The organism is Halomonas halophila (assembly GCF_030406665.1).
Taxonomy (GTDB): Bacteria; Pseudomonadota; Gammaproteobacteria; order Pseudomonadales; family Halomonadaceae; genus Halomonas; species Halomonas halophila.
In genome coordinates, this window is sequence record NZ_CP129121.1 from 3,195,954 (window position 1) to 3,216,574 (window position 20,621).

Here is a 20,621-nt window from a genome sequence, read left to right on the forward strand (position 1 = left end):
TCTCACTGCGGAGTGCTTTCATGGCGTTATCACTCGGACACCGTCAGGCAACGAGCCGAGAGGTGATTCCAGAGAAAAACCCACACATCAAAAATAACTTATTGAAATAAAACCCTTTCTCCGAGGGAAAACGCCCCATCAAGAAGAATGATAACGAGTGTCATCCGACAATAGGTAAGCGATCTCCTACAAGAAAATGCAGAAAATACTTACGCGAAAAAAAGTCACCGGAATTCGTCACCAGCATCGACCTGGCGGTTAGGCGAGACGCTCGTTTCTCGTCCGCGCTCTCCCAATGCGAGAACACGGCGCACCGTAAGTGCTGATAGGCATGTACAAGGAAGGTGCCGGAAAGCGCGGGGAGATCGCCTCGCTATGTCGGCAGGCGATACGTCGTACTAACAGGCGAGGAGCGGGCGGCCAGACGATCCCCCCACTTTCCCGGGTCTACCGAGCCAGGGGAGTCCTGCCGACCGACAGCAACGGAGGTGTGGCTAGCGCAGCCAGATCATGCTGGCCATGCGGCCGGTGACGCCGTCGTCACGGCGGTAGGAATAGAAGCGGGATTCGCAGGCGGTGCAGAAGTGGCCGCCGCTGATATGGGACAGTCCCAGCCGTTCCAGGCGCAGGCGCGCCAGCTTGTACAGGTCGGCCATGTAGTGGCCCAGCCGATAGGGGCTCGGCACGAAGGCCTCGGCGGCATCGGGCTGCACGGCGACGAAGGCCTCGCGCACCTCGCGCCCGACCTCGAACTGGGCATTGGAGATCGCCGGCCCCAGCCAGGCCATCAGCGACTCGGGCGGCGCGCCCATGGCGGCCACCGTGGCCTCGAGCACGCCGCCGGCCAGGCCGCGCCAGCCGGCGTGGGCCACGCCGACCCGCTGGCCGTCGCGGTCGCAGAAGAACACCGGCAGGCAGTCGGCGGTCAGCACCACGCAGGCATGACCACGGTCGAGGGCCACCGAGGCATCGGCCTCGGGCGGGGTCTCGAGGTATTCCGACTGCACCCGGGCGCCGTGGGCCTGATCGAACCACAGCAACGGCCGGTCGTCGCCGACCTCCTTCTGCAGCTGGCGGCGGCACAGTGCCACGTGGGCAGCGTTGTCGCCGACGTGCTGCGCCGGATTGAAGGCGGCGAAGCGCCCTTGACTGGGCCCGGTCTCGCGGGTGGTAACGCAGGCCGCCACCGAGGGCGGCGCCGGCCAGTCGGGGCGAATCAGGGTCGGGCGCAGGTCGAGGGCATCGCTCATCGCGGTTTCCTTAGCGGCGAGTCTCGCGGTCTTCGCGCAGGAAGTCCAGCAGCATCAGCATGTCATCCGGCAGGGCGGCGCGAAAGGTCAGCGTCTCGCCGCTGGTCGGGTGCACGAAGGCCAGCTTGCGGGCGTGCAGCGCCTGGCGGGGGAACTCGCGCAGTACCTCCTTGAGCGTCTCGCCGGCGCCGGCCGGCAGCTTGAGGCGCCCGCCGTAGACCGGGTCGCCGATCAGCGGATAGTGCAGGTGCGCCAGGTGCACGCGGATCTGGTGGGTGCGGCCGGTCTCCAGCTTGCAGCGCACGTGGGTGTGGGCGCGGAAACGCTCGACCACCCGATAGTGCGTCACCGCCGGCTTGCCGGAGGCGGTCACCGCCTGGCGCTTGCGGTCCTTGGGGTGACGGCCGATGGCCGCGTCCACCTTGCCGCCGGAGGTCATTACCCCGACCGAGACGGCGTCGTACTCGCGGGACACGGTACGCGCCTGGAGCTGCTCCACCAGCGCGGTCTGGGCGCCCAGGGTCTTGGCCACCACCATCAGCCCGCTGGTGTCCTTGTCCAGGCGATGCACGATGCCGGCCCGCGGCACCGCCGCCAGCGCGGGACAGTGATGCAGCAGGCCGTTGAGCAGGGTGCCATCGGGATTGCCGGCGGCCGGGTGCACCACCAGGCCGGGCGGCTTGTTGATCACCAGCACCTCGTCGTCCTCGTACACCACATCCAGCGGGATGTCCTCGGGCTCGAAGCGGGCATCGTCCTCGACCGTCGCGGTCAGCGCCACGGCCTCGCCGCCGTAGACCTTGTCACGGGGCTTGGCGGGACGGCCGTCCAGGGTCAGCGCGCCCTCCTTGATCCAGGCCTTGAGGCGTTCCCGGGAGAAGTCGGAGAAGAGGTCGGCGGCGGCCTGGTCGAGGCGCAGGCCGGCCATGTGCTCGGGGACGCGGTGCTGGGCTTCGAAGGTCTGGGACATGGACTCGATGATCATCCGTCTGGGCGGTGGAGCGCTCCGCGGCAGCGCGCTCGGCGCGGTGACTGCGTTTTGCCACGAGGTGCTTTATAGTGGGCGAATTCGGGCCGATTCTAGCACGGCCACCCAGGGTTGTTTGACACGAGGATCACGATGCGCGTTATCACGACCGGACCCCGCCTGGCCGTCATGCTGCTGGCGAGTGCCCTGCTGGCCGGCTGTGCCAGTTCTCAGGAGCAGGAGGCGCCTGACCTGCAGGAACGCCAGCTGTACGACGAGGGACGCTCGGCGCTGGAGGGCGGACGCTTTACCACCGCCATCAACCGGCTCGAAGCCATCGACACCCGCTTCCCGTTCGGCGATACCGCCGAGCAGGCCCAGCTGGAACTGATATACGCCTACTACCAGACCGACGACTGGGAGAAGGCGCGGGCCGCGGCCAGCCGTTTCATCCGCCTGCACCCGGACCATCCCCAGGTCGACTACGCCTACTACCTGCGCGGTCTCTCCGCCTGGCAGGCCGGGCGCTTCAGCCTCGAAGGGCTGCGGCTGATCGACATCTCCAAGCGCGACCTGGGCGCCACCCGCGACGCCTATTCCGACTTCCGCGAGCTGGTCCAGCGCTTCCCCGACAGCCAGTACGCGCCGGATGCCCAGCAGCGCATCGTCTACCTGCGCAACGTGCTGGCCCGCCACGAGCTGCAGGTGGCCGACTTCTACCTGCGCAAGGGCGCCTACCTGGCGGCCGTCGAGCGTGGCCGCTGGGTCATCGAGCACTACCCCGAGGCACAGGCCACCCGTGACGCCCTGGCGACCATGGTCGAGGGCTACCTGGGGCTCGACATGACCGAGCGGGCGCGCGAGACCCTGCGGGTGCTGATCGACAACGCCCCGGACCACGAGCGCCTCGACGGCCGCACCTTCGACCCGCAGTACGTCGACGCGGCCCCGATCACCGCCTGACAAGCTGCAAGCTGCAAGCTGCAAGCTGCAAGCTGCAAGCTGCAAGCTGCAAGCTGCAAGCTGCAAGCTGCAAGCTGCAAGCTGCAAGCTGCAAGCTGCAAGCTGCAAGCTGCAAGCTGCAAGCTGCAAGCTGCAAGCTGCAAGCTGCAAGCTGCAAGCTGCAAGCTGCAAGCTGCAAGCTGCAAGCTGCAAGCTGCAAGCTGCAAGTCAGCAGCGTGAAACCGCCCGCAGCAAAAGAAAACCCGAAGGCCTTGGCCTTCGGGTTTTCTTGTAGCTCGGCGCTTGTAGCTCGGCGCTTGTAGCTCGGCGCTTGTAGCTCGGCGCTTGTAGCTCGGCGCTCGAGGCTTACTCGCCGGGCTGCCAGCCGTTGACGATGGGATAGCGGCGGTCGCGGCCGAAGCCGCGACGGGTGACGCGCACGCCCACCGGCGCCTGGCGACGCTTGTACTCGCAGCGGTCGACCAGTTTCACCACCTGATAGACATCGTCGCGCTCGAAGCCGGCGTCGATGATCGCCTCGGCACTCATGTCGCCCTCGATGTAGCGCACCAGGATGGCATCCAGGACGTCATAGTCCGGCAGCGAATCGCTGTCCTGCTGGTCCGGCGCCAGCTCGGCGGACGGCGGACGCTCGATGACCCGCTCGGGAATCGCCGGCGCCTGGGTGTTGCGCCAGCGCGCCAGGCGGTAGACCCAGGTCTTGTAGACGTCCTTGATGGCGTTGTAGCCGCCCACCATGTCGCCGTAGAGGGTGGCGTAGCCGACCGCCATCTCGCTCTTGTTGCCGGTGGTCAGCACCATCAGGCCCTTCTTGTTGGAGATTGCCATCAGCAGCACGCCGCGGCAGCGCGACTGCAGGTTCTCCTCGGTGGTGTCGCGCTCGGTGCCGGCGAAACTCTCAGCCAGGGTCGACATGAAGGACTCGACCATCGGCTCGATCGGCATCACCTCGTAGTCGACGCCCAGCAGCTCGGCCTGCTCGGCGGCGTCCTGCTTGGAAATGTCGGCGGTATAGTGGTACGGCATCATCACCGCGTGCACCCGCTGCGGCCCCAGCGCGTCCACCGCGATGGCCAGCGACAGCGCCGAGTCGATGCCGCCGGACAGGCCCAGCACCACACCCTTGAAGCCGCTCTTGTTGACGTAGTCGCGCAGTCCGGTGACCAGCGCGCAGTAGAGGTCCTCCTCGGGCTCGACCGACTCGTCGACCTCCCCGGCCTGGGGCACCCAGCGCTCCTGCTCGCGCACGAACTGTACCGGCATCAGCCCCACCGCCCAGTGCGGCGCCTGAACGCGCAGCTGGCCGTCGGCGTCGACACAGGCCGAGCCGCCGTCGAACACCAGCTCGTCCTGGCCACCGATCTGGTTGACATAGACGATCGGCAGCGACGCCTCGCGGGCGCGCTGCTCGAGCAGCGCCAGACGCTCGGCGGGCTTGTCCTGATGGAAGGGCGAAGCGTTGAGGGTGACCAGGATCTCGGCCCCGGCGTCCCGTGCCTGCTGCACCGGCGCCTCGGCCCAGACATCCTCGCAGATCAGGATGCCGAGCCTGGCGCCCTTGTGCTCGATCACCAGCGGCCGGGTGCCGACCGCGAAGTAACGCTGCTCGTCGAACACCTGGTAGTTGGGCAGCGCCTGCTTGGCGTATTCGTCGAGCCACTCGCCGTTGTAGAGCACGCCGGCCAGGTTCCAGGTCTGCCCCTCGCGGCGCCCGGGATAGCCGACGATCACCATCACGTCACGGGACATCTTCTCGGCCATCCGTGCCCGGGCCTCGCGCAGCCGCGTTTCCATGGAAGGGCGCAGCAGCAGGTCCTCCGGCGGATAGCCAGTCAGGAACAGCTCGGGCAGCACCACGATATCGGCACCATGCTCGATGCGCGCCTCGCGAACCGTCTCGATGGCCCGGTCGGTGTTGCCGGGAATGTCCCCCACCAGGGGGTCCAGCTGAGCCATCACCAGCGTCAGGTCTTGCATGGGCGTAGAAATCTCTCGAGAATCCTTGGATACCCGCATTGTCCCGCAAGGGCGGTCGAGTGGCAAAGGCGGCCGACACGCTACAGGGAGCGCTTAAGGATGAACCTCTTGCTGATCCGCCTGATCATCTTCGCCGTGCTGTTCTTCGCCGGCCTCAAGCTCTATCGCATGTACCGCGAATGGAAACTCGACCGGGAAGACGCCGACCAGGCAAGCCATCAGGGCGGACAGATGGTCCGCTGCGCCTGGTGTCAGGTGCACCTGCCGGAAAACGACGCCCTGCGCGAGAAGGGCGAGTGGTTCTGCTCCACCGACCACCGCGACAAGTATCTGGAGGAGCGCCGGCGCGAGGACTGACGGCGCCGCCCTCCTCTCTTCGACCGCACCGCGCTCTTCGTTACCGCCTCGATGTCACCCGGCCTTCGAGACGGTACGGCACCGGATCGAGTATCGGCTCGCGCCCCAGCAGCGCGTCGACCAGCAGGTGCGTCGAGGCCGGCGCCAGCACCAGCCCGTTACGGTAGTGGCCGGCATTGACGTGGAGACCCTCCAGCCCCGGCACCGCGCCGATGAACGGCACGCCGTCCGGCGATCCCGGGCGCAGCCCCGCCCAGTGATGCTCCACCTCGCACTCGGCCAGCGCCGGCACGATGCCGATCGCCGACGCGCGCAACGAGGCCTTCGCCTCGGCGTCCGTGGTCTTGTCGAAACCGGTCTCCTCGAGGGTCGAGCCGGCCAGCACCCGGCCATCGGCCCGCGGAATCACATAGCGTCCGTCCATCAGTACCACGCGATTCACCAGCCCCGGCGGCGCCTCGAACAGGATCATCTGCCCCTTCACCGGGCGCACCGGCAGCGCCATCCAGACCCGCTCGAGCAGTTCCGCCGCCCAGGCGCCGCCGCAGACGATCGTGTGATCGCCCTCGACGATGCCGTCCGCGGTCTCGACGCCCGTGACCCGCGCCGCCGACTGCCGGAAGCCCGTGACCTCGCTGCCCTCTCGCAGCGTGACGCGAGGCATGGCCTCGAGCCGGCAGCGCAGCGCCTGGCCCAGGCGAGGATTGCGGATGCTGCCGAGGGTCGGCATCCACAGCGCATCATCGAAGCCCGGCGCGGCCTGTGGCTCCTTGGCATAGAGGAAATCGGCCGAGACCCGCTCCAGCGGTTTGCCCACCTCACGCGCCCAGCGCTCGGCCTGGGCCTCGTCATCGACCCGCAGGTAGAGCAGGCCCTTCTGACGATATTCCGGATCGACGCCGGTTTCCTCGAAGAGCCGCAGGGCCAGCTCGGGATAGAAGCCCTCCGACCAGGTGGCAAGGCGGGAGACGGGCGCCGAGTGGCGCCAGGGATAGAGCGGCGAGACGATGCCGCCACCGGCCCAGGAGGCCTCGCGGCCGCAGCGGCCGCGCTCGAGAAGGGTCACCGAATGGCCGGCATCGGCCAGTTGCAGGGTCGTCATCATGCCGATGACGCCACCGCCCACGACGAGGAAATCGCTCACGAGGCGTGTCCGAATTGACTGACAGTAGGAGTACGACGTCCGGCCAATAGTTAAGACGAGACCGCCAAGAAAGCCGAGACTTTGCCAAGGGGGACCACATGGCACCCGACGCCGCCGAAGAACGCTACCTTACCGACAAGCCGCGTAACTTGGCAAAGCCCGCCGCCAGGGGCTTCACGCTGATCGAGCTGCTGGTGGCGCTGGCGGTGCTGGTGATCATGGCCACCGTGGCCGTGCCCGGCTTTCAGCGGATGATGGCGCGAAATGAAGTGGCCGCCGAGGTGATGCGGCTAAAGTCAGCACTCGCCATGACGCGCAGCGCCGCCATTACCCGGCGCAGTACCGTGACCCTCTGCCCCACCGTCGACATGACCCAATGTCGGATCGACAACAACGCCGACGGAAAAGCCTGGCTGGCCACACTGGCCATCTTCGAAGGGCGCGGCGAACCCGGTGATGCTCTGCTGCGCAGCTTCGACGAGAGCCGCCTGCCGTCGCTGACCTACCGCAACGATAACCGTCCGGTGCGCTATGCGGCACTGGGCCGATCATCGGGGTATAACGGTACCTTTCGTCTCTGCGGGCGGCACGAAGAGGGCGCCAGGGTCATCGTCAATAACGTTGGTCGGGTTCGCGTCGATTCCCGGCGGCCTCCTTGTTGATAGAGTACAGCCTCGCCAAGCACTTGACCTTTTTCCGGCCCACCGATGAGTCATTGGGGAGACAAGGTGTACGACATCACCTTTACAACGCTTCCCGGGAAAGGCATCAGTGCCAACTATCCAACATAAGCGGCATGTCATCCTGCACCAAAGAAACCTCTTTCAAGGCCTCATCGAAGTGTATATCCCCTGATCCCCTCATGTCGATCCAACCGGCTCTTAAAGCACCGAAGATCGAACCACTCCCAGTAATCACCACATCGGTATCTGGAGCAACAATGTCGATGAAAGCGTTGTTGGCCCCACTGACCGTCACCCCTGCATTATTAGGAGAGCCTCCATACTCACCATAAGAACTATACAGGGCAATCGCCGGCCGTTTCTCTTGGCCATTCACATCTCGAACAAACGCGCCAGAGCTTAAAAGCTGAGACCCGCCTCCCAGCCTTGTCTTGCCGGCAACCAGGACGGTCAGCGTTGAATTCTCATCCACGACCAGCCGTGTGTTATTACCGAGATCAAAATCTCCATCGACCACCAGCGTCACATCGCCCTTGACCAATAACTGTTTCAACCTGCCGCCGGCAGTCACGTCTTGATCGACACGAAGATACGTTGTCTCTTCTTGAAGACCCAACTCCGTGGAGGCCGCATCGTTATTTCCAGATCCACCCGTGAAGGAGAATCTCCCTCCTTTGACAGCATAGCAATGCCCACAGCCTTGCTGTTCAAACCAGGCAGAGATGCTTACAACATCTTCATTATCCCAGACATTATCGAACAAGACTCCGGGGCCGCCCGTTTCGCTTGTTACACCGACAGGATCGCAGCGCTCAGAATTGTTGTAAACTGGGGGGATAAACGGAGACTGGTATTCATGGTAGTTCGCTGCCAGCTCCATTTTGGCGTCGTCCCACTTCCACCACTCAGGATATGAGACACTTCCTGATGCAGTGATCGAAGCAGGTGGATTATTCGTCGAGCCGATGACAGCATTTCCTCCAGTCGTCACCTCCCCCTCCATCGTTGACGCCGTACCAAATGCCACATTTCCTCCGGCCACCAGGTTACCGTAGATAGTCCCGTTCATATCGACATCACCATCGACCATCACATTGCCATAGATGGGTGTTCCACCATCCAAGGAAAGGTCTCCGGGAACCTCCACACGACCATACACAGGCGAGTGACCACTCAACGAGAGACTGGCCCCTTCGGAGAGGGCCTTTACTACGGCTTCCCGTCTCAGACCATTAAAAATCTCCTGCCCATCGACGACGACACTCTCCCCATAAGCCCCGTAACTGGAATTATAGCTATCAACTTGAGGACCACCTCCAAGTCTTATCCCTTCACAGCCGACAACACCTTTATCATATTCCTCGGCCCCAGCGGACACGACCTCGGCAACGACCGGCAGGCTTCTAACGCCCCCCCCGCCCGAGACACCTCCCATCGCGATGATATATTTATCTCCATCGTCTTCAACATACTGGTAGTAGCAAAGCAAAGGCGCGTCACACTCGTTGTCAGCGCCGCCTTTTATATCAGAAAAGGCCATATCCGAAATATCATCAACAGAAAAATCATCTATTGAAATCCAGTCAGGCTCACCACCATCGCGAAGAAGCTTCCAGGCTTCCGAAAGTGCCTGCTCTGCCCCCATCTGCGCCTGAGCCGCCGCCTTGTAATTACCTGCCAGCCGCTCGTCGATCAACGATGACTGCATGCTGGAAAGCCCCATCATCAGCGACACCGTCAGCAGCGAGAGAACGACAAGTAGAGCGGCGCCTTTTTCTCTTTTCATTTCCACACCTGGACGGATGTTGAGCGGCGTTCTGATATTCCGATGACGTGACTCATATTGCCTCACTCTATTCAGTCAGAACCAGAAGCATGCCTGACGGCCTCTGTTCTATTGACGGCAAGGAAACGTAACGTATCCGGTGCCCCATCCTGCCCTGCCGGAACAAGCTCCAGCATGACCGTCACGCCATAATCCCCTGCAGAGGCGACGCGGAACCCATTATTCGTCAGGCCGCTCACCACTTCCTGGGCACCAGCCCCGTCGTTTTTATCGATCGTCAGGGCGTAACCATGGCCCGCCTCTCCCGCCATGTCCCCCAGTCGATAAGTGACATCGCGCACGCTTCCCGATTCGCAATCGCCACCATCGGGCAGGGTCAGAGTCAGACTGTCCCCGTTCATCGTTTCACTGGCAGCCGCCTTGTTCCAGCAGGCGCGCCTGATGTCTCTCAACAGCGAATCGACGGCGAAGTTCACCGCCGCCTGCTTTTCACCGAGCGCCTCCACCTGGCGCTGGGTCTGAAACACCGTCAGGAACAGTTGGCCGGCCCCCAGGATGATGACCAGGCCAATCACCATAGCCACCATCAGTTCGACAAGAGAAAAGCCGCGGCTATGCTTCATGGCACCACCCGACCAGGAAGCCTGACACGATACTCGAATGCAGGAGGCCCCTCGGAAGAGAATCTTTCCTCCGCCCAGGCAATATCGATGTCGAATTCGCATTCGCCATGGCCATTGACAGGGGTGTTGCTCAACCCTGGAAGAAAAGTGGACCACTGATCATGCCAACCCGCTTCGAGCCCATTGACCACACTCTCGGAAGGGCATGACAACTCTTTCTCTTCGGCCATCTCGGCCCACAGTCTCTCCTGTGCATCCTGCGCCGCCAGGCTGGCGATGGAACGCTGGTAGGCAGCATGAGCGCCTTGCAAGGCCTTGAGCTGCATGCCTGCCACACCCAGCAGGCCGATGGAAAGCACCAGCAGGGCGATCAGCGCCTCAAGCAGGGAGAAGCCACGCTGTATGGACGTTGCCACTGGCATCATGCCTCCCCGACCCGTCCCATTGGGCTGATACTGATCGCGCGGTTCCTGACATCCGAGTAAGTGTTGCTCAAGAATAGCGTGCACCCCGATGCGCAGCCCCCCGTCGGCTTCCCTAGCGGCCCGAAGGTCACGGAAAAGCCCTCGGATAACGCCGTGCGTGTGTCTTCACCGCTGCGTTGGCGCAGGACGCTGCCATCCACCACGCCATACCGCCAAGGAGTGGCCTGCGTCACCGTGAACGTCACGTCTTCACGACGTTTTATCGCTTCACTCCTGGCGTAGTTGAGGCCGACAAGTACTTCATTGTATTCCGAAGACACCCGGCTCGCGGCCATCATGCGCTGGAAATCCGGGATCGCGACGGTCGCCAGTATCATGGCCACTGCGATGGTGACCAGAAGCTCGATCAGGGTGAATCCAGAGGCACGCTTCATAGGTTATTCCCAGCAGCCATCCGGGCCCCTCGTTCCATCGCTCTCCAGCCAGATCGTTCCACAGCCGGATGGCACTCGCGTTCCCTCCGTCGCCTTTAGCTTGAACGCGCTCCCCGGGTCACCGTCGAAGCTGATCCTTGGGTACACCCCCTCCGGTGACGTTCTCGTCTGCAAACAAGATGCCTTGTAGGAGTAATGCCGCGTATAGCAACGCTCCATCTCTCCCGCCGCCTGCATCAGGCCCGCCTGACCGTCCGACAGTCGCGCGCGTTCCACGTAGCTCGTGTAACTGGGATAGGCGATCGCCGCCAGGATCCCGATAATCGCCACCACGATCAGCAGCTCGATCAGTGTAAAGCCGGCCTGGTGCCAGGCGCGGTCCCTGCGGCGTGTCCGATTCATGCTCCGGCGCATCTCCCTTCTGGCCTCACGACGAGTTTCAGTATGTATCAGCAGAGAGGCTCCCGACAGCCGATCATCGTAAAAAAACCGGGCATATGCCCGGTTTCTTCACTCCTGCGAAAGCCTGACACACCCGCTGAGCCAGAACAGTACCAGGTGGCAGATGACTAATCGCTGGCAATCACCCGTTCGCGCAGTTCACGCGGCATGGAGAAGGTAATGGTCTCCTCGCGGCCCGGGAGTTCCTCGGGCGCCGCGGCGCCGAGTGCCTGCAGACGCTCGATCACGCCCTTCACCAGCACCTCGGGGGCGCTGGCGCCGGCGGTGACGCCCACCGCGCTCACCCCTTCGAGCCAGGTCGGATCGAGCTGCTCGGCGTTGTCGATCAGATAAGCCGTGGTCCCTTCCCGCTCGGAGAGCTCGCGCAGGCGATTGGAGTTGGAGCTGTTGGTGCTGCCGACGACCAGCAGCAGGTCGCAGCCGGCGGCCAGCTCGCGCACGGCGTCCTGGCGGTTCTGGGTCGCGTAGCAGATGTCGTCCTTGCGCGGCCCTTCAATCTCGGGAAACCTGGCGCGCAGGGCGTCGATCACCCGAGCGGTGTCGTCCATGGACAGCGTGGTCTGGGTGACGAACGCCAACCGGCTCGGGTCGTTCACCTCGAGATTGGCGACGTCCTGCTCGTCCTCGACCAGATAGATGTGTCCGCCATGGGAGGTGTCGTAGCGCCCCATGGTGCCTTCCACCTCGGGATGCCCCTCGTGGCCGATCAGGATGCATTCCTGGCCGCGCCGCGCGTAGCGCAGCACCTCCATGTGCACCTTGGTCACCAGCGGGCAGGTGGCGTCGAAGACCTTCAGCCCGCGGCGCTCGGCCTCCTCCTGAACGGCGCGGGACACGCCGTGGGCGGAGAAGATCACGATCACGTCGTCGGGTACCTCGTCGAGTTCCTCGACGAACACCGCGCCCCGCTCGCGCAGGCTGTCGACCACGAAGCGGTTGTGCACCACCTCGTGGCGCACGTAGATGGGCGGATCGAAGACGTCCAGGGCCCCGTTGACGATCTCGATGGCCCGATCGACGCCGGCGCAGAAGCCGCGCGGATTGGCCAGCTTGATCTGCACAGAGTTAGCTTGCATGGGTTGCCTTGCCTTGATGCGTTGGCATCGTTTAACGCCTGCTACATGAGGATGACGACGGTCCGACGCTTCGGCACCGCCGGCGGCCAGGATATCGAGCGCAGCAGGAAGTCAGTGTTTTCCTAGTGCGTGGTGGCCGGCTTGATCTCCAATACCTCGACCTCGAAGGTCAGGGTACGCCCCGCCAGGGGATGATTGAAGTCCACTTCCACCCGCTCGTCGTCGACGCTCTTGATCACGCCGGGCAGCTCGCCGCCGGCCGGATCGGCGAACGACATCACCATGCCCTCCTCCGGCTCGTCGGTGGAGAAGTCCTCGCGCTTGAGCACCTGGATGTTCTGAGGGTTGTGCTGGCCGAAGGCGTGCTCCGGGGAGATCTCGAAGCTGCCGGACTCGCCGGCGCTCATCCCCTTGAGCGGCTGCTCGAAGCCCGGCGGCAGGTTGCCGTCGCCCACCTGGAAGGTGGCCGGCGCCTTGTCGCGGGTGGAGTCCACCTGGGTGCCGTCTTCCAGCTTGAGGGTGAAGTGGAGGGTGACTTCCATGCCCTCGTCGATGCGCAGGCCTTGTGAATCGCTCATAGGTTCTCTCGAAACGGTCGTGAAGGTCGCGTCAAGCGCGCCGCGCCCGGCGCCGCTCGCCGATGGTCGACTCCCAGATCAGCCCGATGGCGCCCAGGGTGATGCCGATGTCCGCGACGTTGAAGGCCGGGTAGTACCAGCCGGCGGCGTGTAAGGAGAGGAAATCCACCACATAGCCGTGCACCAGGCGATCGTAGAGATTGCCCAGCGCCCCGCCGATGACCAGCGCCAGCGAGGCCGCCAGCAGGGTCTCGCCTACCCTGAGACGCTTCATCCACAGCGTCAGGCCGATGCTCGCAGCCACCGCAATGGCGGCGAACAGCCAGCGCTGCCAGCCCGGATGGTCGGCCAGGAAGCTGAAGGCCGCGCCGGTGTTGTGCAGCAGCGTCAGGTTGAAGAACGGCAGCACCTCGAGCGGCCGGGCGTAGTCGAGCATCCCGGAGGCCAGGGCCTTGGTGCCGAGGTCCAGGATGACCCAGGCCACGGCCAGCCACAGCCAGCGCAGCGGCTTGTGCATGGGCGCCGCCTGGGCGCCCTTTTCGGTCTCGGGCATGCTGCCCACCTCACGCATAGTGACGGGTCTCGCCGGGGCCGTCCGGCAGGTTGCTCACGCAGCGGCCGCAGAGGTCGTCGTGCCCCTCGTGGGTGCCCACGTCCTCGCGATGGTGCCAGCAGCGCTCGCACTTGGCATGGCCGCTGGCGGCCACCGCGACCTTGAGGCCCTCGAGCTCGGTGCCCTCGGCGCCCTCACCCTGAGGCTTTTCGCTATCAGACAAGGGCGCCAGGTGGACCTCGCTGGTCAGCATCACGAAGCGCAGCTCGTCGCCCAGCTTGTCGAGGGTATCGCGCAGGGCATCGTCGACGTAGAGGGTGACCTCGGCGGCCAGGCTACCCTTGATGGTCTTGGCGTTGCGCGCGTCTTCCAGGCACTTGTTGACGGCCTGCTTGATCTCCAGCACCCGCTCCCAGAACTCGCGGCCCATCTCGGCGTCGTCGCCCAGGGTCTCGAGCCCGGTGTAGTACTCCTGCAGCAGCACGCTCTTGCCGCGCTTGCCCGGGATGTGCTCGTAGATCTCCTCGGCGGTGAAGGAGAGGATCGGCGCCACCCAGCGCACCAGCGCCTGGACGACGTGGTAGAGCGCGGTCTGGGCGCTGCGGCGCGCCACCGAGTCGGCCTGGGTGGTGTACTGGCGGTCCTTGATCACGTCCAGGTAGAAGCCGCCGAGCTCGCGGGCACAGAAGCCGTGCACCTGCTGGTAGACGTCGAGGAAGCGGTATTCCTCGTAGGCGGTCTCGATGCGCGCCTGCAGCTGGGCGGCGCGGTCGACGACCCACTGGTCCAGGGCCAGCATGTCGCCGAAGGCCAGGGCATCCTTGGCCGGGTCGAAGCCGTTGAGGTTCGCCAGCAGGAAGCGCGAGGTGTTGCGGATGCGCCGGTAGACGTCGGCGGTGCGCTTGAGGATCTCGTCGGAGACCGCCATCTCGCCGCCGTAGTCGGTGGAGGCGACCCACAGGCGCAGGATGTCGGCGCCCAGCTTGTCCATCACCTCCTGCGGCGCGACCACGTTGCCCATCGACTTGGACATCTTGCGGCCGTGGGCGTCCACGGTGAAGCCGTGGGTCAAGAGGCCGCGGTACGGCGGGTGGCCGTCGATGGCGCAGCCGGTCAGCAGCGAGGAGTGGAACCAGCCGCGGTGCTGGTCGGAGCCCTCCAGGTACAGGTCGGCACGCGGGCCGTACTCGTGGCCGTGCGGGTGCGAGCCGCGCAGCACGTGGCGGTGCGTGGTGCCGGAGTCGAACCACACGTCCAGGGTGTCGGTGACCTTCTCGTAGTCGCCGGCCTCGTCGCCCAAGAGCTCGGCGGGGGCCAGGCGGAACCAGGCGTCGATGCCCTCGGCCTCGACGCGCTGGGCGACGAGCTCCATCAGCACCACGGTGCGCGGGTGCAGCTCGCCGGTCTGCTTGTGCAGGAAGAACGGGATCGGCACGCCCCAGTTGCGCTGGCGCGAGATGCACCAGTCGGGGCGGTTGGCGATCATCGAGTGCAGGCGCGCCTTGCCCCAGGCCGGGGTGAAGGCGGTGGCCTCGATGCCCTCCAGCGCCTTCTCGCGCAGGGTGCGGCCGTCGCGGCCGATCAGGTCCATGCCGACGAACCACTGGGCGGTGGCGCGGTAGATCACCGGCGTCTTGTGGCGCCAGCAGTGCATGTAGCTGTGGCTGATGGTCTTGTGGGCCATCAGCGCACCGAGCTCGCGCAGCTTGTCGACGATGTGCGGGTTGGCCTTCCAGATCAGCTGGCCGCCGAAGTACGGCAGGTCGTCGACGTAGACGCCGTCGCCCTTGACCACGATGATGAAGTCGCTGAAGTCCATGCCGTAGCGACGGCAGGAGTCGAAGTCGTCGACGCCGTGGACCGGCGCCGAGTGCACGATGCCGGTGCTGCCTTCGTCGATGGTGACGTAGTCGGCCAGGTAGATCGGCGCGCGGCGCTCATAGATCGGGTGGGCGAACGCGATCAGCTCCAGGCGCTCGCCGGTGGCGGTGGCGATGATCTCGCCGTCCAGGCCGAAGCGCTCGAGGCAGGACTCCACCAGCTCCTCAGCCAGCAGCAGCAGGCGCTCGCCGGTGTCGACCAGCGCATAGGTGAACTCCGGATGGACGTTCAGCGCCTGGTTGGCCGGGATGGTCCAGGGCGTGGTGGTCCAGATCACCACGGCGGCCGGCTTGGGCAGGGCCTCGAGGCCGAAGGCCGCGGCCAGCTTGTCGTCTTCCGCGCAGGCGAAGGCCACGTCGATGGCGTCGGACTTCTTGTCGGCGTACTCCACCTCGGCCTCGGCCAGCGCCGAGCCGCAGTCGAAGCACCAGTTGACCGGCTTCAGGCCCTTGAACACGAAGCCGCCCTCGACCATGTCGGCCAGGGCGCGAATCTCGCCGGCCTCGTTGGCGTAGTCCATGGAGCGATAGGGGTTGTCCCAGTCGCCGATCACGCCCAGGCGCACGAAGTCGGACAGCTGGCCCTGGATCTGCTCGGCGGCGTACTCGCGGCACAGCCCGCGGGCCTGCTCGGCCTCCAAGTGCTTGCCATGGGTGGTCTCCACCTTGTGCTCGATCGGCAGGCCATGGCAGTCCCAGCCCGGCACGTAGGGGGCGTCGAAGCCGGCCAGGTTCTTCGACTTGACGATGATGTCCTTGAGGATCTTGTTGACGGCGTGACCGATGTGGATGCTGCCGTTGGCGTAGGGAGGGCCATCGTGGAGCACGAAGATCTCGCGGCCTCGACGCGCCTCGCGCAGGCGCCGGTAGAGGTCCATCTCCTTCCACTGCTCCACCCGCGCGGGCTCGCGCTTGGGCAGCATGCCGCGCATCGGGAAGTCGGTTTCTGGCAGGTTCAGAGTGTGCTTGTAGTCGCTCATATCCTGGGGGTCAGCCGTCGTCGTGGTCGGCGGGCTGGCCCGCCGAGGAATCGGAAGTCACGGCCTCGCGCGCCAACGGCGCCGATGCCAGAGGAAGAGAATCGTCCGCCGTGGCGAAGAAGCGCCGGGCACGCGCCTGGTCGAGGCCGATCTGGGTCTTGAGGGCGTCCAGGCCATCGAATTTCACCTCGCCGCGCAGCTTGGCGCAGGGCACCACGCTCAGGGTCTGGTCATAGAGGTCGCCGTCGAAGTCGAACAGGTGGACCTCGAGCACCGGCCGCTGACTGCCCACCGTGGGCCGCCAGCCGACGTTGGCCACGCCCTCGGCGCGGCGGCCGTCGGGCAGCTCGGCGACCACCGCATAGACGCCCTGCAGCGCCAGGGCGCGGGCCGACTGCGGCAGGTTGGCGGTGGGCACGCCGATGGTACGACCCAGCTGACGGTCGCGCACCACCCGACCGGCGAGCCGATAGGGCCGGCCCAGCAGGCGCGCGGCCTGGGCGAAGTTGCCGCTGGTCAGCAGGGTGCGCACCCGGGTGCTCGAGACCCGCTCGCCGTCGAGCAGGAAGCTGCGGGTGTGCTCCACGCCGAAGCCGCGCTCCGCGCCCGCCGCCTCGAGCAGTGCGAAGTCGCCGAGGCGGTCGCAGCCGAAGCGGAAGTCGTCGCCCACCACCAGATGGTGCACGCCGAGGCCCTCGACCAGCACCCGCTCGATGAAGGCCCGAGCGGTCAGCGAGCGCAGCGTGTCGTTGAACGGCAGGCACAGCACCCGGTCGGCGCCGTGCTCGGCCAGCAGCTCGACCTTGTCGCGCAGCCGGGTCAGGCGCGTCGGCGCCTGGTCGCCGGCGAAGAACTCGCGGGGCTGGGGCTCGAAGACCACCACCGTGACCGGTAGCCCCAGCGCCCGCGCCCGTTCGCGCAGCTGATCGAGGATCGCCTGGTGGCCGCGGTGCACGCCATCGAAGTTGCCGATGGTCGCCACGCAGCCCCGGTGTTCGTCGCGCAGATTGTGCAGTCCTCGAATCACTTGCATGGGCGTCATCGCGCTGGAGGTGAAAGGGGATCGATTATAACGGACCAAGGGCCCCTTGACAGCCGGGCCGGCTTGGCCATCAGCCGTTGATCCGGAAATGCCGCGGTCGCACGCCGAACGCCGCCAGCCAGGCGAAGTAGGCCGTCGCCCCCAGGATCACCAGTGCGGCCAGCCAGCCGACCCGATGCCACAGCGACCAATCCAGCCAGGCGTGCCATTCCGGCATCAGCCAGGCCAGCCCCAGCCCCATCACCGCGCAGCCGCCGAGCAGCTGCACCGCGTAGCGGCCCCAGCCCGGCTGGAAGCGCAGCACGCCCTCGCGGCGCAACAGGAAGCCCAGCAGGCCGGCATTGAGGAAGGCCGACAGCGCCGTGGCCAGCGCCAGGCCGGCGTGGGCCAGCGGCCAGATCAGGATCAGGTTGAACACCATGTTGGCGACCATCGCCACGATGCCCACCTTGACCGGCGTCTTGGTGTCCTGGCGGGCGAAGAAGCCCGGGGCCAGCACCTTGATCAGCATGAAGGCCACCAGGCCCAGCGCATAGGCACGCAGACTCATCGCCGCCATGGCGATGTCGTGGTCGGTCATGGCGCCGTAGTGGAACAGCGTGATCAACAGCGGCTCGGCCAGCACCGCCAGGGCCAGCGCCGCCGGCATGCCCAGCAGCAGCACGGCGCGGATCGCCCAGTCGAGCATCCGTGCGAAGTGCTCGCCGGACTGCTCGGCGTGGCGCTTGGACAGCGCCGGCAGGATCACCGTGCCGATGGCGATGCCGAACACCCCCAGCGGCAGCTCCACCAGGCGGTCGGAGTAGTAGAGCCAGGACACGCTGCCCGCCGCCAGCAGCGAGGCCAGCACGGTGTCCAGCAGCAGGTTGACCTGGGACACCGAGACCCCGAACAGCGCCGGCGCCATCAGCTTGAGGATGCGCCGCACGCCCTCGTGGGCGAAGCGCGGCCAGGGCCTGGGCATCAGGCCCAGCCGCGCCAGGAAGGGCACCTGGAACAGCAGCTGGGCGGCGCCGGCGATCAGCACGCCCCAGGCCAGCGCCAGCGACGGCTCGCTCATCAGCGGCGTCAGCGCGAGCGCCGCGCCGATCAGCGACAGGTTGAGCAGCACCGGGGTGAAGGCCGGCACCGCGAAGCGGTTCCAGGTGTTGAGCACGCTGCCGGCGAAGGCGGTCAGCGAGATCAGCAGCAGGTACGGGAAGGTCAGCCGCAGCATGTTGGCGGTCAGCGCCAACTTCTCCGGGTCCCGGGCGAAGCCGGGCGCGAACAGCCACACCAGCCAGGGCGCGGCCAGCATGGCCAGCGCCGTGATCAGCAGCAGCACCGCGGCGAGGCTGCCGGCCACCGCATCGAGCAGCTCGCGCACCTCCTCGCGGGTGCGCTGGGTCGCGTACTCCGAGAGCACCGGCACGAAGGCCTGGTTGAAGGCGCCTTCGGCGAACAGCCGGCGCAGGAAATTGGGCACCTTGAAGGCGACGAAGAAGGCATCCGCCCCCTGTCCCGCCCCCAGCAGCGCGGCGATCACCACGTCGCGGGCCAGGCCCAGCACCCGCGAGAGCATGGTCATGGCGCTGACCACCATGCCCGAACGCAGCAGGCCGCCGCCCCTGGGGGCCGGAGCGGCGTCGGAGGCGGGCTGAGGAGGAGTATCGGTCACGGTGCGCTCCCTTGCCGGTGAAGTCCGGGCGAAAATCGTCAGGCACAAAAAAACCGGCCGAAGCCGGTTTTTCGATGGCGTGCCCGCACGCGGCGGGCACCCAGAGGCGTCCGGCGAGCTTACGCGGCCAGGGCCTTGATGCGCTTGTTCAGACGGCTCTTGAGGCGAGCGGCCTTCTTCTTGGACAGCACGTCCTTGTCGGCGATGCGGTCGATGACCGGCTGGGCCGCCTTGAAGGCGTCCATGGCCTGGGCGTGGTCGCCGCCGTTGATGGCCTTGATCACGTTCTTGACGTAGGTGCGAACCATGCTGCGCTGGCTCGCCTTCAGAACACGACGGCCTTCTGCCTGACGGGCGCGCTTGCGGGCTTGCTTGCTGTTAGCCACTGACTGTCTCCTTGGAGAAAGTTGTCACCGCCTGCGAGGGCGGCTTTGATAACGTTTTGATCCAACAGGGAAAAACAAAAATCCCCGTCGGCCTGGCCATCTGGCCGACCGCGCGACGTGGCGCAGTCGATTACGGGCCGTGTCTGAGAGGATGGCGCATACTATCACGCAGCGACACCGCTTGCCAGCCTTGTCAAGGCCGGATGCCCCGCCACGCCTGTCTCAGAGCACGACCAGATTGTCGCGGTGGATAAGCTCCGGCGCTTCCATGTAGCCGAGAATCGCCTCGATGCGATGGCTCGGCTGGCCGATCAGACGCTGCGCCTCATCGACGCCATAGTTGACCAGCCCCTTGGCGATGCGACGCCCTTCTTCATCGACGCACAGCACCATCTCGCCGCGCACGAAGCGCCCGGCGATCGCCTTGACGCCCACCGGCAGCAGGCTGGAGCCGCTGTCGCGCAGCACCTTGACCGCCCCGGCGTCCAGGGTCAGGGTGCCGCGCACCTGGAGCTGGCCGGCCAGCCAGCGCTTGCGCGCGGCGATCGGCGCCTGGTCGGGGGTCAGCAAGGTGCCGAGGCGCTCGCCGTCGACCAGCCGGGTCAGCACCTCGGGCTGGCGACCGCTGGCGATCACGGTCAGCGCTCCGGAGCGCGCCGCCAGCCGGGCGGCGCGCACCTTGGTGGTCATACCGCCGCGGCCGAGGGCGCCGCCGTCGCCGGCCACCGCGGCCAGTCGCGGATCGTCGGCGCGGCCCTCGGTGATCAGGCTGGCGTTCGGATCGTGACGCGGGTCGGCGTCGAACAGCCCTTCCTGGTCGGTGAGGATGACCAGGGCATCGGCCTCGATCAGATTGGCCACCAGGGCGCCGAGGGTGTCGTTGTCGCCGAAGCGGATCTCGTCGGTGACCACGGTGTCGTTCTCGTTGACCACCGGCACCACGCCGAGCTCGACCAGGGTGCGCAGGGCCGAGCGGGCGTTGAGGTAGCGCTTGCGGTTGGAGAGGTCGTCGTGGGTCAACAGCACCTGGGCGGTGGTCAGCTGGTGACGGCCGAAATGGCCCTCGTAGCACTCGGTGAGGCCGTTCTGGCCCACGGCGGCGGCGGCCTGGAGGGCATGCACTTCCGACGGACGCGTCTGCCAGCCCAGCCGCACCATGCCGGCGGCCACGGCGCCGGAAGACACCAGCACCACCTCGATGCCGCGCCGATGCAGGGCGGCGATCTGGTCGACCCAGCCACCGATGGCGGCCTCGTCGAGGGCGCGGCCATCGTTGGTCAGCAGGGCGCTGCCGATCTTCACCACCACCCGCCGCATGCCCTTCAGGGCGTCACGACCGGGAACCTCTTCACCTTTCGCCATCTTCGCCGTCCTTGATACGACTCGCGTTCATCGGGC

The 20,621-nt window shown here is 65.9% G+C and carries 20 protein-coding genes; 3 read left to right on the forward strand and 17 right to left on the reverse strand.

Annotation, left to right across the window (positions count from 1 at the left end):
* Positions 1-494 precede the first annotated feature (494 nt).
* Positions 495-1,250 carry a peptidoglycan editing factor PgeF gene (pgeF, locus tag QWG60_RS14985; protein ID WP_146910221.1) on the reverse strand — a complete coding sequence of 252 codons (756 nt, stop codon included), beginning with the start codon at positions 1,248-1,250 and terminating at the stop codon, positions 495-497.
* A 10-nt stretch (positions 1,251-1,260) separates the two neighbouring features.
* Positions 1,261-2,220 carry a 23S rRNA pseudouridine(1911/1915/1917) synthase RluD gene (gene rluD / locus QWG60_RS14990; RefSeq protein ID WP_107182448.1) on the reverse strand — a complete coding sequence of 320 codons (960 nt, stop codon included), beginning with the start codon at positions 2,218-2,220 and terminating at the stop codon, positions 1,261-1,263.
* A gap of 150 nt (positions 2,221-2,370) precedes the next feature.
* Here rluD and QWG60_RS14995 point away from each other — a divergent pair, with 150 nt between their 5' ends.
* The gene (locus QWG60_RS14995) at positions 2,371-3,180 is read left to right on the forward strand and encodes an outer membrane protein assembly factor BamD (RefSeq protein ID WP_035592839.1); all 810 of its coding nucleotides are present in this window, start codon (positions 2,371-2,373) and stop codon (positions 3,178-3,180) included.
* 345 nt (positions 3,181-3,525) lie between these two features.
* On the opposite strand, the gene QWG60_RS15000 is transcribed toward QWG60_RS14995, so the two are convergent.
* A complete protein-coding gene (locus tag QWG60_RS15000; RefSeq protein ID WP_046077756.1) occupies positions 3,526-5,157 on the reverse strand; it encodes an NAD+ synthase in 1,632 nt (543 codons plus the stop codon).
* Positions 5,158-5,256: 99 nt separating this feature from the next.
* Here QWG60_RS15000 and QWG60_RS15005 point away from each other — a divergent pair, with 99 nt between their 5' ends.
* Complete coding sequence (locus QWG60_RS15005) at positions 5,257-5,514, forward strand: PP0621 family protein (RefSeq protein WP_035592837.1); 258 nt, start codon at positions 5,257-5,259, stop codon at positions 5,512-5,514.
* A 40-nt stretch (positions 5,515-5,554) separates the two neighbouring features.
* Here QWG60_RS15005 and thiO read toward each other — a convergent pair whose 3' ends face one another.
* Positions 5,555-6,658, reverse strand: coding sequence for a glycine oxidase ThiO (gene thiO / locus QWG60_RS15010; RefSeq protein ID WP_107182416.1), 1,104 nt, complete (start codon positions 6,656-6,658; stop codon positions 5,555-5,557).
* 98 nt (positions 6,659-6,756) lie between these two features.
* On the opposite strand from thiO, the gene QWG60_RS15015 reads away from it, so the two are divergent.
* Positions 6,757-7,320, forward strand: a complete 564-nt coding sequence (locus tag QWG60_RS15015; RefSeq protein ID WP_106488901.1) for a GspH/FimT family pseudopilin — start codon at positions 6,757-6,759, stop codon at positions 7,318-7,320.
* A gap of 106 nt (positions 7,321-7,426) precedes the next feature.
* On the opposite strand, the gene QWG60_RS15020 is transcribed toward QWG60_RS15015, so the two are convergent.
* The 13 genes from QWG60_RS15020 to proB form a co-directional block, all read right to left on the reverse strand.
* Positions 7,427-9,127, reverse strand: a complete 1,701-nt coding sequence (locus QWG60_RS15020) for a DUF7305 domain-containing protein (RefSeq protein WP_146910194.1) — start codon at positions 9,125-9,127, stop codon at positions 7,427-7,429.
* A gap of 71 nt (positions 9,128-9,198) precedes the next feature.
* Positions 9,199-9,750 (reverse strand): PilW family protein, encoded by a 552-nt coding sequence (locus tag QWG60_RS15025; protein ID WP_082090789.1) that lies wholly within the window; start codon positions 9,748-9,750, stop codon positions 9,199-9,201.
* On the reverse strand, positions 9,747-10,172 hold the full coding sequence (gene pilV, locus QWG60_RS15030; protein ID WP_246124752.1) for a type IV pilus modification protein PilV: 426 nt from the start codon (positions 10,170-10,172) through the stop codon (positions 9,747-9,749). The genes QWG60_RS15025 and pilV overlap by 4 nt, the downstream gene beginning before the upstream one ends.
* On the reverse strand, positions 10,172-10,609 hold the full coding sequence (locus QWG60_RS15035) for a GspH/FimT family pseudopilin (RefSeq protein WP_107182419.1): 438 nt from the start codon (positions 10,607-10,609) through the stop codon (positions 10,172-10,174). Before QWG60_RS15035 ends, pilV begins: the two co-directional genes overlap by 1 nt.
* Before the next feature lie 3 nt (positions 10,610-10,612).
* The gene (locus QWG60_RS15040; protein WP_052052325.1) at positions 10,613-11,011 is read right to left on the reverse strand and encodes a type IV pilin protein; all 399 of its coding nucleotides are present in this window, start codon (positions 11,009-11,011) and stop codon (positions 10,613-10,615) included.
* 167 nt (positions 11,012-11,178) lie between these two features.
* Positions 11,179-12,147: a 4-hydroxy-3-methylbut-2-enyl diphosphate reductase gene (ispH, locus tag QWG60_RS15045; protein ID WP_146910191.1), complete on the reverse strand. Its 969-nt coding sequence runs from the start codon at positions 12,145-12,147 to the stop codon at positions 11,179-11,181.
* A gap of 122 nt (positions 12,148-12,269) precedes the next feature.
* Positions 12,270-12,725, reverse strand: coding sequence for an FKBP-type peptidyl-prolyl cis-trans isomerase (gene fkpB, locus QWG60_RS15050; protein ID WP_035592834.1), 456 nt, complete (start codon positions 12,723-12,725; stop codon positions 12,270-12,272).
* A gap of 31 nt (positions 12,726-12,756) precedes the next feature.
* Positions 12,757-13,278 carry a signal peptidase II gene (gene lspA, locus QWG60_RS15055; RefSeq protein ID WP_146910189.1) on the reverse strand — a complete coding sequence of 174 codons (522 nt, stop codon included), beginning with the start codon at positions 13,276-13,278 and terminating at the stop codon, positions 12,757-12,759.
* A gap of 10 nt (positions 13,279-13,288) precedes the next feature.
* A complete protein-coding gene (gene ileS / locus QWG60_RS15060) occupies positions 13,289-16,138 on the reverse strand; it encodes an isoleucine--tRNA ligase (protein WP_146910187.1) in 2,850 nt (949 codons plus the stop codon).
* A gap of 10 nt (positions 16,139-16,148) precedes the next feature.
* A complete protein-coding gene (gene ribF / locus QWG60_RS15065) occupies positions 16,149-17,171 on the reverse strand; it encodes a bifunctional riboflavin kinase/FAD synthetase (protein ID WP_146910185.1) in 1,023 nt (340 codons plus the stop codon).
* 79 nt (positions 17,172-17,250) lie between these two features.
* Entirely contained in the window at positions 17,251-18,762 is a 1,512-nt protein-coding gene (gene murJ, locus QWG60_RS15070; RefSeq protein ID WP_146910196.1) for a murein biosynthesis integral membrane protein MurJ, read from the reverse strand.
* Between the two features lie 194 nt (positions 18,763-18,956).
* On the reverse strand, positions 18,957-19,223 hold the full coding sequence (rpsT, locus tag QWG60_RS15075) for a 30S ribosomal protein S20 (RefSeq protein ID WP_035592830.1): 267 nt from the start codon (positions 19,221-19,223) through the stop codon (positions 18,957-18,959).
* A gap of 222 nt (positions 19,224-19,445) precedes the next feature.
* Positions 19,446-20,585 carry a glutamate 5-kinase gene (gene proB, locus QWG60_RS15080; protein ID WP_035592828.1) on the reverse strand — a complete coding sequence of 380 codons (1,140 nt, stop codon included), beginning with the start codon at positions 20,583-20,585 and terminating at the stop codon, positions 19,446-19,448.
* Positions 20,586-20,621 lie beyond the last annotated feature (36 nt).